This is a genomic window from Acinetobacter sp. Marseille-Q1618 (assembly GCF_902809855.1).
Classification (GTDB): domain Bacteria; phylum Pseudomonadota; class Gammaproteobacteria; order Pseudomonadales; family Moraxellaceae; genus Acinetobacter.
In genome coordinates, this window is record NZ_CADDWJ010000001.1 from 443,512 (window position 1) to 457,935 (window position 14,424).

Here is a 14,424-nt window from a genome sequence, read left to right on the forward strand (position 1 = left end):
CTGATTTTTTAGAATTAAGATTGATTCATTTCTAAAATTAATTGATTAATCAAATCGGGTGCTTCTAATGCACGAATTTGAGAAACATTTGAACCTGCCCAAAAAGCGCCGTAACTATCATCACCTTGCTGAGTCGCTAAGGCATTTAATTGCTTTGCTAAATCGTAAGCATAAGGATAGGGCGCAACATTTGGACGATCTGGTAGATCAATAAATGATGCCCATTGATTGATTAAACCACGTGCAGGGCGACCAGAAATGCTGGCTGTGATTTGTGTAATAGGATGATCAAATAAAGCCTTACGATATGCCGCATTGGCATTAGAACTTTTACATTGTACAAATGCCGTCCCAAGCTGCACAGCTTCAGCACCTAAGTTTAAGGCTTGTTTTGCTTGTTGACCATTCATAATACCACCCGCTGCAACCACAGGGATTTGGCAATGTTTTTTAATCAGTTGAATTAAATCAAAAGTTTTAATTGCACCATCTAAGTTTTGATTGAAAATTCCACGATGTCCGCCAGCCTCAACACCTTGAGCAATAATGATATCAATCCCTGCCTCTTCAATGGCTTTGGCTTCAGCAAGATTGGTCGCAGAGACCATGGTAATGATGCCAGCATTTTTGAGTTGTTGAATTTGGTATTGATGGGGAATACCAAAATGAAAACTAACAGCTTTCGGTTGCGTTTCTAAGACTAAATTTAAAAAATCGTCATTGTCTAAAAAACTCGGATAAATACATTTTAAATCCGTAGGAGCTTCAGAGTTGATTTTTGCAAATTCAGGTTGTAAATGTTCAATCCAGATTTGATTTGCATTTTCATTTAAAGGTTCTGGTTGATGACAAAAAAAGTTAACTTGGAAAGCATGCTCAGTCAAAGCTTGTGTTTTCAAAATTTGCTCACGTGCAGCCGCAACTGAACTTGCTCCTAAGCCTAATGATCCAAGTCCACCTTGATTTGACACTTCTGCTGCGAGTTCAGGTGTTGAAACTCCCGCCATTGGTGCTAGAAAAATCGGATGTCGAATTTCTAATCGTTGTAATATATTCATTGCTAAGCTCCCTCATGATGTTATTAACTTAGCTGATCTATATAAAAAATGGCAAATAATAATCATTATTTAATAAGGAAATATCATTCGAGATAGTAATAATTAATACGACACGGTTTGTCGTTTAAAAGACCGTTGAAAAAAAATGCTGTGATTAAAATTTTATAATTTGGACATCTTGTTAATATGTGGTTAAAGCGATGTCTGATCGTATCAGTGAAAAGTTAAAAATTTTAGCTGATGCTGCCAAGTATGATGTGTCATGTTCGTCCAGTGGCAGTAATCGTAAAAATAAAGAAAAGGGTTTGGGAAATACTGGCTCTGGGATCTGTCACAGCTATACCGAAGATGGACGCTGTGTATCTTTGTTAAAAATTCTATTTTCAAATGTTTGTATTTATGATTGCTCTTACTGTGTTTCTAGACGTTCAAACGATGTGCAACGTGCAGCATTTACGGTACAAGAAGTCGTTGATTTGACCATAAATTTTTATCGTAGAAATTATATAGAAGGTCTATTTTTAAGTTCAGGTATTTTTAAATCAGCCGATTTTACTATGGAGCGAATGCTGCAAGTCGTTAAGAAACTTAGACTTGAAGAAAATTTTAATGGTTATATTCATCTTAAAACCATACCTGGCGCATCTCCAGAAATCATCCATGAAGCTGGTTTATATGTTGACCGTATGAGTATTAACCTAGAGATGCCCACCGAAGCGGGGCTAAAACAATTTGCACCCGAAAAATCACATCAAGAAGTGCAAAAAGATTTGGGAATTGTGCGAGATCGTTTGATTCAATTCAAAGATGAACGAAAAATAATTAAATCTGTGCCTAAGTTTGTGCCTGCAGGGCAGACTACCCAAATGGTGATTGGCGCACATAACGAAACAGATCAAGACATTATTTTAATGGCAGATCAACACTATAAAGAATTTAAATTAAAGCGCGTTTATTTCTCTGGTTATATTCCAATTAATCATGAAGAAAAAATGTTGCCTGCGATTGGTTCAGCACCACCTTTATTACGTGAAAATCGTTTATATCAGTCCGATTGGTTGATGCGTTTTTATGGTTTTGATGCGACAGAAATTGTGGACGAGCAGCATCCAAACTTAGACTTAGATGTTGACCCAAAACTGGCTTGGGCTTTAAGAAATCCTCAACAATTTCCTATAGATATTAATTATGCAGAGTATCGTATGATTTTGCGTGTACCTGGAATTGGCGTACGTTCAGCCAAGAAAATTATGCAAGCCCGACGTTTTGGAAAAATTCATATTGATCAATTAAAACGTTTAGGCGTGGCATATAACCGAGCGCAGCATTTTATACGCTGTGCAGATACGCCTAAATTTTTAAAAGAGCAATTACCAAGTCAGATTCGTCAGCAAATTTTGCAATCTGGACAATCAAAATATCAGAAACAGCTCTCACCACAGTTAGGTTTTGGTTTTTAAATGGCAAGTTATATTTTTGATGGCACTATGACAGGATTATTGTGTTGCGTATTTCGGGCATTTCAATTCAGAGAATTTGAAGTTGAAATTCATCATGAAGCAGATTCCCAACAGGCGCTATTTGGTGAAAATATTCATGTTCCATCTGATGAAACGCAAGCATTACGTGTTTGGCAAGGCTTACAACAAAAAATCTCAGCCAATGCAATTAGAAATTTTTACTACACATTTTTATCTGAGCAAGCTCAAGCTTTTCAACAACTTTTTAATTTTAGTGTTTATGTTTTTTTATCCCAAAAAAATGTAGATCAAAACTATGGTCATACTGCTGTCTTAGCTTTATCACAATGGGCGAAGCAAGTCGGACGAGAAAAGCATCGGATGGAAGCTTTTGTACGTTTTAAAAAATGTAAAGATGGATTATTTTTGAGTTTGATTAAGCCAGATTTTGATGTTCTACCTTTAATTGTGAAGCATTTTAAAGCACGTTACCAAGATCAACGTTGGCTGATTTATGATGAAAAACGTAAATATGGGATTTATTATGATTTAAAAAATGTACATCAAATTCAAATGAATGCTAACGATATTGATCAAAATTTAGCAACAGGGCGTAGCCAAAGCTTTAATATTGAACTTGATGATGAAGAAATCTTATATGATCAGCTTTGGAAGGATTATTTTAAAAGTGTAAATATTCAAGCACGACAAAACATGAAACTGCATATCCAATATGTGCCAAAACGATATTGGCGCTATATGAATGAAAAAATGATCAATTAATTGCTTGGCATATTACATTTTAGTGCTGTTCTAATTCCTCTATGACTGAGAAAGCCTTTTACATTGGATTGACTTCAAATAAAGAACCAATCCACATTGCAAATGCCATTGCGATGATTCCCCAAATCACAACACGTAAACTTCCTTTGAGCATGGATGTCCCAGCAAAATAACTGGATAATGCACCTAAAATAGCCAATGATAAAATACCCACCACTAAAACCACGTGTTCTAAATAGGCTTCTGGACTGATTAAAATGGATAATGTTGGAAATAAAGCCCCTAACGTAAAGGAGAGGGCAGATGAGCCTGCTGCCTGCAATGGTTTTGCCGCAGTCATTTCATTGATACCGATTTCATCACGTGCATGTGCTTCTAAAGCATCTTTTTCAGTTAATTGAACAGCGACTTGGTGTGCTAAATCAGGGTCTAAGCCGCGATAGATATAGATTTGAGTTAATTCTTTAAGTTCTAAATGCGGATTTTTTTCTAATTCTCGTGCTTCAATTTTTAGATCTGCTTCTTCAATATCCGTTTGAGATTTGACAGAAATGTATTCTCCAGCAGCCATTGAACTTGCACCAGATATTAGACCTGCGATACATGTGACTAATAGTGTATGACTGGATGCGCCACTGGCTGCCATTCCAACCACTAAGCTTGTCACTGAAATAATACCATCATTCGCCCCCAGCACTGCCGCACGTAGCCAACCTGCACGATGGATAAAATGTTGCTCGTGGTGAGAAAAATGTGAAGACATATTCATCTATTTAATGAAAAATATTATAATCAATATAATAGAACATTGATTAAAATAAAACACTTAGTCAAAATTTATCCGTAAAAAAACTCCCGGAGGAGTTTCTTTAGTGACTTAGTATCTTAGTTTTTAGCAGCTTCTTTAACATCTGCAGCACCTTTTTCAACTGCGCCAGCAGTTGCAGCAGTTGCATCTTTTGCCGCATCTACAGTTGCATCAGCAGCATGAGCAGTTGCATTTGCAGCATCATGAGCAGCATTTTCAGTTGCGCTTGCAGCATTATCTACAGCAGTTGCAGTTGCATTAGCAGCATTTTCAGTTGCGTTTGCAACATCATGGCCAGCTTGCTCAGCAGCATTTTCTAAATGCTCACCAGTTGATGCACCAGTTTCAGGCGCTTTGTCTTTATTACAACCCACAAGTGCAACGGTAGCAGCAAGACCTAGAGCAACAAGTAATTTATTCATTTGTTTTTACCTTCTTAACCTATTATTTTTTTATCCATAACAATGGATATTCTGAATATAAACAAAATTATGAGAAAAAAATATTAAAAATTGTTAATGCTACAAAAAAATTAAAGCGCTTCATTTCTAAAAATGAAACGCTTTTTTATTTAAATGATTACAGGGTTTAAAATGATCACTGCCCAGAACGAATAATATAATCAAAAGCAGACAATGACGCTTTTGCACCTTCACCTGATGCAATGATGATTTGTTTGTACGGTACAGTGGTACAGTCACCCGCAGCAAACACACCTTTCACATTGGTTTCGTTGCGATCATTCACCACAATTTCATTACGGTTTGAAAGCTCCACTGCAGTGTCTTTTAAGAAATCGGTATTTGGTAATAGACCGATTTGCACAAAGATTCCTGCGAGTTCAACCGTATGCTCTTCATCAGTCGCACGATCTTTATATTTCAGTGCGGTCACTTGCGAACCATCACCGATGACTTCAGTAGAAAGTGCATTCATAATGACTGTGGTATTTTTCAAGCTATGTAATTTGTCTTGAAGCACTTGATCCGCACGAAGTTTGGTATCAAATTCAACCACAGTCACATGCTCTACAATACCTGCAAGGTCAATTGCTGCTTCTACACCTGAGTTACCCCCACCAATCACCGCAACACGTTTTCCTTTAAACAATGGACCATCACAGTGTGGGCAGTATGCAACACCACGGGTTTTATACTCTTTCTCACCGGGTACATTCATTTCTCTCCAACGCGCACCTGTCGAGAGGATTACAGTTTTCGATTCAAGTTTGGCACCATTTTCCAGTTCCAACTCAACTAAACCAGTCGTAGTTTGATCAGCACCAACAATATTTTTCACTTTTTGTAGATTCATGATATCCACACCGTACTCACGCACATGTGCTTCCATATCTGCTGCAAATTTTGGACCTTGGGTTTTTTGCACTGAAATGAAGTTTTCAATGTCCATGGTATCCATCACCTGACCACCAAAGCGTTCAGCGACAATACCTGTACGAATACCTTTACGTGCAGCATACACTGCAGCAGTTGCACCCGCAGGTCCACCACCGATGACTAAAACATCAAATGCATCTTTGGCATTTAATTTTTCGGCATCTTTGGCAGCCGCACCCGTATCCAATTTTGCTACGATTTCTTCCAAAGTCATTCGACCTTGACCGATATGTTCACCATCTTGGAATACCATTGGTACAGCCATGATTTTGCGTTCTTCGACTTCGTCTTGGAAGAATGCACCATCGATCATGGTTGCAGTAGTATTTGGATTGTTAATTGCAATCAAGTTTAAAGCTTGTACAACATCAGGACAGTTATGACAGCTTAAAGAAACAAATACATCAAAGTTTGCTTTTAGGTCTAGGCTTTTAATTTGCGCTAAAACTTCATCAGATACTTTAGGTGCATAACCAGACACTTGTAACAAAGCTAAGATCAGTGATGTGAATTCATGCCCCATCGGTAAACCCGCGAAGAATACACGCGGTTGCTCGCCAGCTTTTGCAATACCGAAGCTAGGTTTACGCTCATTTTGACCATCAAAACGTGCAGTAACTTGGTCAGAAAGTGCAGCGATTTCAGTGACTAATTCTTTGATTTTGTCTGATTTATCAGAATCGTTTAAAGAAGCCACAATATCAATTGGGCTTTCAAGGCGTTCAAGTAAAGTTTTAAGTTGTGCAGAAGTATTGGTATCTAACATTGCTAACATCTCCAAGGGAGTAAATTTATTCATTGAGCTTATAATAAGTTAAATTCAATCATAGGTAAAACAGTTTGTTTTTATTGTATTGATCATCTTTTTCGATTTTATTAAATCAGCATTTTATTTTTATATAAGCATATATGGAAATACAAAATAATGCATGGAACTGTATTTATTATTTTATTTAGAAAATATGAAAAGTGGATTAATTTGAGTGATAAAATTAATTATACAAATCTAAAATATTTTCAAAATAACAAAATATTTTGTCAAAAATGTATTAAATATTAATTTTTATGTGATATATTTCGCATAGATTGGGGCGATATAAAAATTAATTACTTTTTTCATGAAAAATAACTCAGGAAAAGTGAATTAATTTAATTGGTTAATAAGGTGGATTATGTTAGATGTAAATCTATCAAGAAAAATTCCAGAAGAATTTGTAAAATTTGGGGAACAAAAGATCAGAGAATTACTGAATAGTGTTTCAGGAATTGATTTTGTAATGTTATGTTCTTCTGACGGTTTTGAAGTAACACTCGCAAATAAAAAGCAAGTCAATAATTCAGGAAAGATTGCTGCTGTCAGTAGTTCTATTCTTGCAATGGTAACAGCATTTATTTCTGAAATAAATTTAGTAGGTTGTCAAACCATTACGCTTGATGCCGAAAATGGTAAAGCTTTATTAACTTCTGTACCTCATTCTAAATACCCAATGGTATTGGTTGCTCTGACATCTAAAGATATTTTAATTGGACAGATGTTATATGAAACTAAAGTTACAGTTGATCAATTAATTAAATATTAAGTTATATTAATTTGTAATATTAAAGGAAATATAGATTTAATTTTTTTCAATAAGCTATATACATTCAACTAGATATTGCTATATTAGTGTGAAACGATGTAGAAATAAAAAATTGATATTGTAGTGAATAGAATTAACAGCTCAATATTGAATTTTTAAAAAGAACTCGATTAAAAATCGAGGGCAGATGGTTTTAGTTGCATTTGAAATGTAATTAAGACAAAACACCTAAACAAAAAACAATGGGGAATCCTATGGCGCGTATTACTTTAGAACCTTTAACGGATATTGATGGTTTCGTTTGTGCTGCATTAGTTGATAGTGAGAGTGGTTTATCTCTTGCTACAGCTGGTACAGGTATTGATTTAGAATTAGCTGCTGCTGGTAATACAGAAGTAGTTCGTGCTAAACGTAAGGTTGCGAAAGCATTGAAATTAGATGACCAAATTGAAGATATTTTGATTACTTTAGGTAAACAATATCACTTGATCCGTCCTTTAGAATCTAATGAGAATCTATTCCTTTACTTGGTATTAGATCGTAGTAAATCTAACTTAGCTATGGCTCGCCATGAGTTAAAAGGTTTTGAAAAAGAATTAGATTTTTCTTAATTCAAAATCAAAAAGAAATCCGCTATTTATAGCGGATTTCTTTATTTAAGATTTGTATAAATATAAGTTGGCTTTTATACTTATATTTTGATTGTAAAGTGTAAGAAGAATATGCAGCAGGGTATATACCGTCATTATAAAGGAAATCTGTATCAAGTTTTGTATCTTGCTCAACATAGTGAAACACAAGAGAAACTGGTAGTTTATCAATGCTTATATGGTGATTATTCTATCTGGGTAAGACCTTTAAGTATGTTTAATGAAAATGTAATTTTAGAAGATGGAGCTGAAAAGCCTAGATTTGAGTTTTTACATAGAATAAATGAATTAGATTAATTTAATTGCATTTAAGTTGGAATTGTATTTTGGTTTAATAAATTTTTAGTCTTTATTATATGCAATATAATTTAGTGAATTCGCATAAATATAAATTTAAACTCATATAATCAATGTGTTGTTTTTATTTGCATAACAATAAGTTTAATAGTAATGAGATTTTCACAAAATATTTTCATTTAAAAATAATAAATGAAATTAACTTATTATAAGAATATAATAAATTGCATTAAGGATAAAAATAGGATTAAGTAATTGATACTTAATCCTATTAATTTTTAAGTAATGTGTTAGATAGAATTAACTAGAAACTCAATTAATTTTCTTAAAAATGAAATCATTAATTTTATGACCAGCTTCGATACCACGACGTTCAAATTTAGTTTGTGGACGCCACTCAGGACGTGGGTAGCTATTGCCTTTTCCAGCCATATTTTCTAAACGTGGGCGATTGTCTAAAACATCTAACATCCACTCAGCGTACGGTTCCCAATCTGTTGCCGCATGGAAAGTACCGCCAATTTCTAACTTATCTTCAACCAATGGCATACGATCATGTGACACAAAACGACGTTTAAAGTGACGTTTCTTTTGCCAAGGATCAGGGAAATATAATTGTACAGTGTTGATGCTATTATCTGGCATTTCACGTAATACCTGAATCGCATCTGCATCTAACACACGTAAATTTTTCAGTTCAGCCATGCCTGCTTCATACACACACTGTGCAATACCTGGGACATGCACCTCGATGCCAACAAAGTTGCGTTCAGGATTGGCTTTTGCCATCAGTACCAAAGAACGCCCCATGCCAAAACCGATTTCTACAGTCAAAGGACGTTCAGGATGTGGAAAATGCTGACGTAAATCGCCAACAGGGTATTCCAAAATTAGATCACGATGTTGTTCAAGCGCAGATCGTTGTGAGGTATTTAATGGCGCAGAACGGCGCATAAACGTCACAATTTCGCGGTGCTCATGCAAATTGTCTAACTCTACAACTTGCGCTTCAATTTGATCGTTCGACATAAGCTTGGGGATTACCAAAAATTCAAAAGGCGTATTTTAAGTCCTCTACTTATCAAGTCAAACCTTTTTGTGGATTTACCTACTGAAATTTAAAAATAAGAAGGTGATAAAAGACATGTCATTTTCATAGATATGTCATTTTTTAAAATTATGCTCGCTAGCGGTCAAACAAAACTTATTTAACAAAAAGTCAAAACCATGAAATTATTAAAACCGCAACATTTAGCGTTGAGCTTAAGTCTATTGGGCTGTTCATTTTCCACACATGCCCAATTGATGTTTAGTCAATATATAGATGGATCTACCAATAAAAAAGGCTTAGAAATCTATAATCCAGATGCTAATACAGTGAATTTAGCCGATTATGAAATTCAACAGTTTAGTAATGGTGCTGTGACTCAAACTTTTGCAGTAAATCTGCAAGGTTCATTAAAAAGTAAAGAAAAATTTGTAATTGGTCGTCAGGAATTAAAAGATGCACTTGGTGCCAAGGTCAAGCAGGTTGCTGGATTAAGTTTTAATGGTGATGATGCTATTGTTTTACTCTACAAAGGGACACCGATTGATCGTTTTGGTCGAGTAGGCGAGCAACCAAACAATGGTTGGGGCAGTGCAGGCAGTAAGGGTAAAAGTTTTAGCCGTATAGAAACACAAAATAATCAGAATGCGATTGATCCAAAAGCTGTTTTTAATTTGGATAATTCTTGGAAAGTTTGGTCAGATCGTGTAGCAGGAGGTTCCAGCACACCACCTGTGACCAATATCATCAGTTGTAGTACAGCAGATACAGCAATTGCGGATTTACAGACTGCTACGCAAGATCAGCAATATGTGGTACGTGGTGTGATCACTGCAGATTATCGTTATCAAGACGGTTTTTCTGGTTTTTATGTGCAAACGCCTGACACTAAAGCCAAAGCTAATGTGAGTAATGCGATCTTTGTTTATATTCCAAATGCGAGCACAGTGGTGGGTGGCAAAGTAGGTGAGGAGGTAATTTTTAAAGGGCGTTTAAAAAGCTATCAAAATCAATTACAAATCGATGAGCTGAGTAGCAATATTCAAACATGTAACTCTTCGGCAGCCAATTGGGTTACAGCGCAAAGTGTACAATTGCCATTTAATAATTTGAATGATCCTTCTGGACATTCAGCAAAGCGTTACCAAGGCATGTTGGTAAAATTACCACAAACCTTAACGGTCAGTGAAAATTATAACTATGGTCGTTTTGGTGAGTTGTCACTCAGCTTAGGACGATTATATATTCCAACTAACTTATATCCAGCAAACTCACCTGAGGCAAAAAAATTAGCACAACAAAATTTATTGTCTAAAATTATTTTAGACGATGGTTATAACAATCAAAATCGAACACCGTGGTTACCAGATCATTTTAATGCTAAAAATACTTTACGTTCAGGCTACCAGATCAACAATGTCGAAGGGATTTTAGAATATCGTTTTAATGCTTGGCGTATTCAACCGATTCAAAATAAACTTAAACCACAAGTGATCAGCACCTCAAATGCCAGATCAAATATCCAAGCCAAAGATACACAGCAAATTCGAGTCGCAGCATTTAATGTTTTAAATTATGACAATTCTCCATTGATCGGTGTGAAGCCTGACCGTGGTGCCAACACGGTTTCAGAGTTTAATCGTCAACATGACAAAATTGTCAGTGCAATGAAAAGTATTGATGCTGATGTGTATGGTTTAATGGAAATTGCTAATAATGGCTATAGTGATAAAAGCGCAGTCGCTTACTTAACGAAAGCTTTGGGTACAGACTGGAAATATGTAATTCCAGACAATATGGATAAATTAGGTACAGATGCGATTGCCGTTGCAATTATCTATAACAGTAAACGCGTTAAACCTGTCGGTGCAGCAGTGGTTTATGATGATGCGAGTATGATGAACCGTTTCACGATGGCACAGACTTTCCAGCCACTTGCGGGCGGTAAAAACTTTACCGTTGTTCCAAATCATTTAAAATCTAAACGTTGTGATGATGCCAAAGATTTAGATCTTGATCAGAAAGATGGGCAAGGTTGTTATAATCAAACCCGTTTAACTGCAATACAAAAACTGAGTCAGTGGATTGCAAAAAATCCAACTCAAGTTTCAAATCCAAACTATTTATTGGTGGGTGACTTTAATAGTTATGCGAAGGAAGCGCCAATTTTAGCGCTGGAAAATGCCAATTATAAGGTTTTGTTAAATGACGAAAAAATTGGACAAGGTAAAACCGCGTATAGTTATGTATTTGGTGTGGCAAGTGATGCCAATGGTTATGGTGGCGCAGGCAATCTAGACCATGCGATTGCAGATCAAAACTTATATCCAATGGTGAAACGGGCATTTGCATGGCATATTAATGCTGATGAACCAACGGCATTGGATTATAATGAAGAATATAAAACTGATGCACAAAAAGCAGATTTCTATGCCGCAGATGCGTTCCGCTCTTCAGATCATGATCCGATCATTGTTGATTTAGATTTGAATAACCACGTGTTACCGCCAAAACCTGAACCTGAAGCAGAACATAAAAAAGGTGGTGGTGCTTTCGGTTTATGGTCGATTTTGGCACTTATTTTTACTGCAATTATAGCAACAAGAGTGCGTGCGAAAGGTTTAAGATAAATGCGTTTATATTTATCGTAATCAATAATCTGAGTTAAAAAGAGAGCAGATTGACTGCTCTCTTTTTATATTTTAATTACAAATGTAAAGATGCACGAATGATAGTTTCACCTTGTCGAGATTGCATTTCAAAATCTCCACCCAAACGCTTTACTCGAACCTGCATACTTTGTAAACCAACATGGAAGCCTTGCTGTACTGTAGTTGGGTCAAAACCTATACCGTTGTCTTGAATTTCTAAGATTAATATATCTTGTTCATTTTCATATAAACTGACTTTAACCTCAGTCGCTTGGCTATGTTTGACAATATTATTCAGAGCTTCTTCTGCCACACGTGCTAAGGTCAGTGATTGAATCATACTTGGAATGCTGATCCATTGGGGTGGCATGTGCCAAATCGAGTGAATGTCCATTTCTTCAAAAATTTGCACAAAACGATGACGAATAGGTGCAGCCCATAATACTGGATTTTCAGGTACTTTAGAGCCTAAGCTTGATCCTGAGTCAATCACTTGACGTAAATCATTGCGCAATAATTTTAAAATTGACATGATTTGGGTTTTATCTACATTTTCATTTAAATCTAATAAAATCATAGAACGAGAAATCGAACCTCCCAAACCATCATGTAACTCATGCGCTAAGTTTAGGCGTTCCTGTAGGCGCATATTATTAACTTCAAGCTGGTATTTTTTATTTAAAGATTGTTCTAAATCAAAAGTAGTTTTTTCAACAGTGCGACTCAGTTTTTTATTAAAATTTTCGACTTGGTTAATATTTTGCGTAATTCGCCACGCTAAAATACATGAAATGGCTAAACTGGTAATAGGTGCAGCAAAAGGCAACCATAAAAAGGCATTAATATCAGACTGATAAATTAAAGCGTCATGTATCATGATAATAACAAAAATATTAAAAATAGCAGCGAGCATTAAAATTTCGACACGTCTATCTTTATAAGCAATCCATTGAAAATAAATACAATTTAAAAAAAATACTAAACCACTATATATAAAGCAAAACAGAAGCATATTTTTTAAAGATTGAAGTGGTACAAATAGCAATAAAATGGCAAGAAAGGTGCTCATACCAAACAATATATATTCGGTTTTTTTATAGCGTTTACGGGCAAAACGCCATGAAAACAAACACAAACAACTGACATAACCCAATAGAAATATAATGTTTAAGCGAGAAGTGAGCAAAGTATCGGTAAAAGGTAGTGGCTTGGTCATTAAGATATTGCTAATAAATAACACCCAAAATAGCGAAGTTAAAGCAAACCATCCAAAAGCATATTCTTTACGGCGAAATAACCAAATAAATAAACCTGTTAAACCAAGTACTAAGGTAATAATTAAATTAAAAAAATAAGTCGTACGTCTTTCAAGGATATATTGTTGATGTAATTGGCTAATATGCTCAACAGAATTAAACTCAATTTTGGTTAAACCAGAAGCTTGGGATTGTACACCGATGACCTTAATCAAAATCTCATTATCATGAGGATGTAGTGTAGATGCAGGTAAAACCCACATACGGGGCATATTCCAACTGCGGGATAAGGGTTCAACTAAAGACTGATCATGCCAAAGTAGTTCACGATTACTATAAACTGCACCAGCCATATTGATACGATCTAATAAAAAAGAAGCAGGTTGTGACTGGTCAAATGTAGAGACACAGTGCCGTTGCCAAATGATTTTATACCAAGCAACGCCTGTATAATTTTTCCAAGCAATATCCCAGTTATGTGGCAAAGTTACTTTTTCCCAACCTGTTTTGGGGATGGTGTCAGCATGATGTGCTGCTGCTTTAACGACATCTATACTAATAATTTTGAATTGACAAGGATTTAAAGTTGCAGGAATTCGTACCAAATCTTGGGCATTCGCGATTTGAAAAATAAAACACAAAATTAAGCTGAGAATAAGGCGTACAATCAATCTAAAATTCCCAAAATTCGAGCAGCATCTACAGCCATAATACGAGTAGAAACTGATAATTTGCGATAAATATGTTTGACATGGGACTCAATGGTGTAGCGAGAAAGATTAAGCTGATCGGCAATTTCTTTATTACTTAGACCTTGTGAAACTAAAATTAGAATTTCTTGTTCACGTTTCGACAAAACCTCAGTTTTTTCGAGTTTTTTAATTTCTGTATGTTGCTTTGTTTCGATTTCATCGATGTGTAATTTTTTTAAGATTTTTTGGGCAATAAAAGGATCAATCGGTGCACCACCACGCAGTACGCTTCGGATTGAAAGCATGACTTCTAGATCATCGCGTTCTTTTAAAACATAGCCTGTTGCACCAGCGCTAATAGCAGTTAAAATGGCGTCTTCAGTGCTCCATGCGGAAACCACCAAAACCAAAATACTTGGATCATATTTTTTTAAAGTTTTAATAAAATCCAAGCCATTACCATCAGGTAAGCCTAAGTCCACCAAAGCAAATGAAGTTGAATGTTTCTGTAAAAGCGCATTGGCTTGGGTTAAGTTTGCTGCAAACAACAAATTTTCAGACGTATAGCCAATGTCAAGTAATATTTCTTTGAGGCGAACTTGTATGAGTGGCTCATCTTCGACCACAATTACGGGTACAGGTAAACTTAACTCACTATTTAACATCGCTATTCTCTAATAATTTGTTTTATATACTGTGCCTCTAATCTCATTTTTTTTCTATCCCTGAAATTAGGTATTTTGC

At 35.6% G+C, this 14,424-nt stretch carries 13 protein-coding genes; 6 read left to right on the forward strand and 7 right to left on the reverse strand.

All coding sequences use genetic code 11. From position 1 onward, the window contains the following. Positions 1–14: 14 nt before the first annotated feature. Entirely contained in the window at positions 15–1,058 is a 1,044-nt protein-coding gene (locus HUS24_RS02050; RefSeq protein ID WP_173910389.1) for a nitronate monooxygenase family protein, read from the reverse strand. Between the two features lie 200 nt (positions 1,059–1,258). Between HUS24_RS02050 and HUS24_RS02055 the strand changes: the two genes are divergently transcribed. Next, positions 1,259–2,518 (forward strand): putative DNA modification/repair radical SAM protein, encoded by a 1,260-nt coding sequence (locus HUS24_RS02055; protein ID WP_173910390.1) that lies wholly within the window; start codon positions 1,259–1,261, stop codon positions 2,516–2,518. Next, the gene (locus HUS24_RS02060) at positions 2,519–3,301 is read left to right on the forward strand and encodes a TIGR03915 family putative DNA repair protein (RefSeq protein WP_173910391.1); all 783 of its coding nucleotides are present in this window, start codon (positions 2,519–2,521) and stop codon (positions 3,299–3,301) included. A 58-nt stretch (positions 3,302–3,359) separates the two neighbouring features. Here the strand turns inward: HUS24_RS02060 and HUS24_RS02065 are convergent, their stop codons facing one another. The 3 genes from HUS24_RS02065 to ahpF all read right to left on the reverse strand — a co-directional run bounded on the left by HUS24_RS02065 (position 3,360) and on the right by ahpF (position 6,272). Next, a complete protein-coding gene (locus tag HUS24_RS02065) occupies positions 3,360–4,064 on the reverse strand; it encodes a VIT family protein (RefSeq protein WP_173910392.1) in 705 nt (234 codons plus the stop codon). Positions 4,065–4,186: 122 nt separating this feature from the next. Next, complete coding sequence (locus HUS24_RS02070; RefSeq protein WP_065992623.1) at positions 4,187–4,531, reverse strand: hypothetical protein; 345 nt, start codon at positions 4,529–4,531, stop codon at positions 4,187–4,189. Between the two features lie 175 nt (positions 4,532–4,706). Next, positions 4,707–6,272, reverse strand: a complete 1,566-nt coding sequence (gene ahpF / locus HUS24_RS02075; protein WP_173910393.1) for an alkyl hydroperoxide reductase subunit F — start codon at positions 6,270–6,272, stop codon at positions 4,707–4,709. Positions 6,273–6,678: 406 nt separating this feature from the next. Here ahpF and HUS24_RS02080 point away from each other — a divergent pair, with 406 nt between their 5' ends. The 3 genes from HUS24_RS02080 (at position 6,679) to HUS24_RS02090 (ending at position 8,033) form a co-directional block, all read left to right on the forward strand. Beyond that, positions 6,679–7,086: a roadblock/LC7 domain-containing protein gene (locus HUS24_RS02080; protein ID WP_173910394.1), complete on the forward strand. Its 408-nt coding sequence runs from the start codon at positions 6,679–6,681 to the stop codon at positions 7,084–7,086. 254 nt (positions 7,087–7,340) lie between these two features. Further along, positions 7,341–7,697 (forward strand): roadblock/LC7 domain-containing protein, encoded by a 357-nt coding sequence (locus HUS24_RS02085; protein WP_173910395.1) that lies wholly within the window; start codon positions 7,341–7,343, stop codon positions 7,695–7,697. Positions 7,698–7,808: 111 nt separating this feature from the next. Further along, positions 7,809–8,033: a DUF1653 domain-containing protein gene (locus tag HUS24_RS02090; RefSeq protein ID WP_173910396.1), complete on the forward strand. Its 225-nt coding sequence runs from the start codon at positions 7,809–7,811 to the stop codon at positions 8,031–8,033. Between the two features lie 312 nt (positions 8,034–8,345). On the opposite strand, the gene trmB is transcribed toward HUS24_RS02090, so the two are convergent. Then, the gene (gene trmB / locus HUS24_RS02095; RefSeq protein ID WP_173910397.1) at positions 8,346–9,062 is read right to left on the reverse strand and encodes a tRNA (guanosine(46)-N7)-methyltransferase TrmB; all 717 of its coding nucleotides are present in this window, start codon (positions 9,060–9,062) and stop codon (positions 8,346–8,348) included. Positions 9,063–9,260: 198 nt separating this feature from the next. Here trmB and HUS24_RS02100 point away from each other — a divergent pair, with 198 nt between their 5' ends. Continuing rightward, positions 9,261–11,711: an ExeM/NucH family extracellular endonuclease gene (locus HUS24_RS02100; protein WP_173910398.1), complete on the forward strand. Its 2,451-nt coding sequence runs from the start codon at positions 9,261–9,263 to the stop codon at positions 11,709–11,711. A 76-nt stretch (positions 11,712–11,787) separates the two neighbouring features. Here HUS24_RS02100 and HUS24_RS02105 read toward each other — a convergent pair whose 3' ends face one another. Both HUS24_RS02105 and HUS24_RS02110 read right to left on the reverse strand, forming a co-directional pair. After that, on the reverse strand, positions 11,788–13,659 hold the full coding sequence (locus HUS24_RS02105) for an ATP-binding protein (protein WP_254433790.1): 1,872 nt from the start codon (positions 13,657–13,659) through the stop codon (positions 11,788–11,790). Continuing rightward, positions 13,656–14,345 (reverse strand): response regulator transcription factor, encoded by a 690-nt coding sequence (locus tag HUS24_RS02110; RefSeq protein WP_173910399.1) that lies wholly within the window; start codon positions 14,343–14,345, stop codon positions 13,656–13,658. Before HUS24_RS02110 ends, HUS24_RS02105 begins: the two co-directional genes overlap by 4 nt. Positions 14,346–14,424: the final 79 nt, after the last annotated feature.

What these genes read in the sequence shown, in the direction of transcription:
- HUS24_RS02050 (WP_173910389.1), bottom strand. Translation starts at nt 1,058, where the DNA reads ATGAATATATTACAACGATTAGAAATTCGACATCCGATTTTTCTAGCA.
- HUS24_RS02055 (WP_173910390.1), top strand. Translation starts at nt 1,259, where the DNA reads ATGTCTGATCGTATCAGTGAAAAGTTAAAAATTTTAGCTGATGCTGCC.
- HUS24_RS02060 (WP_173910391.1), top strand. Translation starts at nt 2,519, where the DNA reads ATGGCAAGTTATATTTTTGATGGCACTATGACAGGATTATTGTGTTGC.
- HUS24_RS02065 (WP_173910392.1), bottom strand. Translation starts at nt 4,064, where the DNA reads ATGTCTTCACATTTTTCTCACCACGAGCAACATTTTATCCATCGTGCA.
- HUS24_RS02070 (WP_065992623.1), bottom strand. Translation starts at nt 4,531, where the DNA reads ATGAATAAATTACTTGTTGCTCTAGGTCTTGCTGCTACCGTTGCACTT.
- ahpF (WP_173910393.1), bottom strand. Translation starts at nt 6,272, where the DNA reads ATGTTAGATACCAATACTTCTGCACAACTTAAAACTTTACTTGAACGC.
- HUS24_RS02080 (WP_173910394.1), top strand. Translation starts at nt 6,679, where the DNA reads ATGTTAGATGTAAATCTATCAAGAAAAATTCCAGAAGAATTTGTAAAA.
- HUS24_RS02085 (WP_173910395.1), top strand. Translation starts at nt 7,341, where the DNA reads ATGGCGCGTATTACTTTAGAACCTTTAACGGATATTGATGGTTTCGTT.
- HUS24_RS02090 (WP_173910396.1), top strand. Translation starts at nt 7,809, where the DNA reads ATGCAGCAGGGTATATACCGTCATTATAAAGGAAATCTGTATCAAGTT.
- trmB (WP_173910397.1), bottom strand. Translation starts at nt 9,062, where the DNA reads ATGTCGAACGATCAAATTGAAGCGCAAGTTGTAGAGTTAGACAATTTG.
- HUS24_RS02100 (WP_173910398.1), top strand. Translation starts at nt 9,261, where the DNA reads ATGAAATTATTAAAACCGCAACATTTAGCGTTGAGCTTAAGTCTATTG.
- HUS24_RS02110 (WP_173910399.1), bottom strand. Translation starts at nt 14,345, where the DNA reads ATGTTAAATAGTGAGTTAAGTTTACCTGTACCCGTAATTGTGGTCGAA.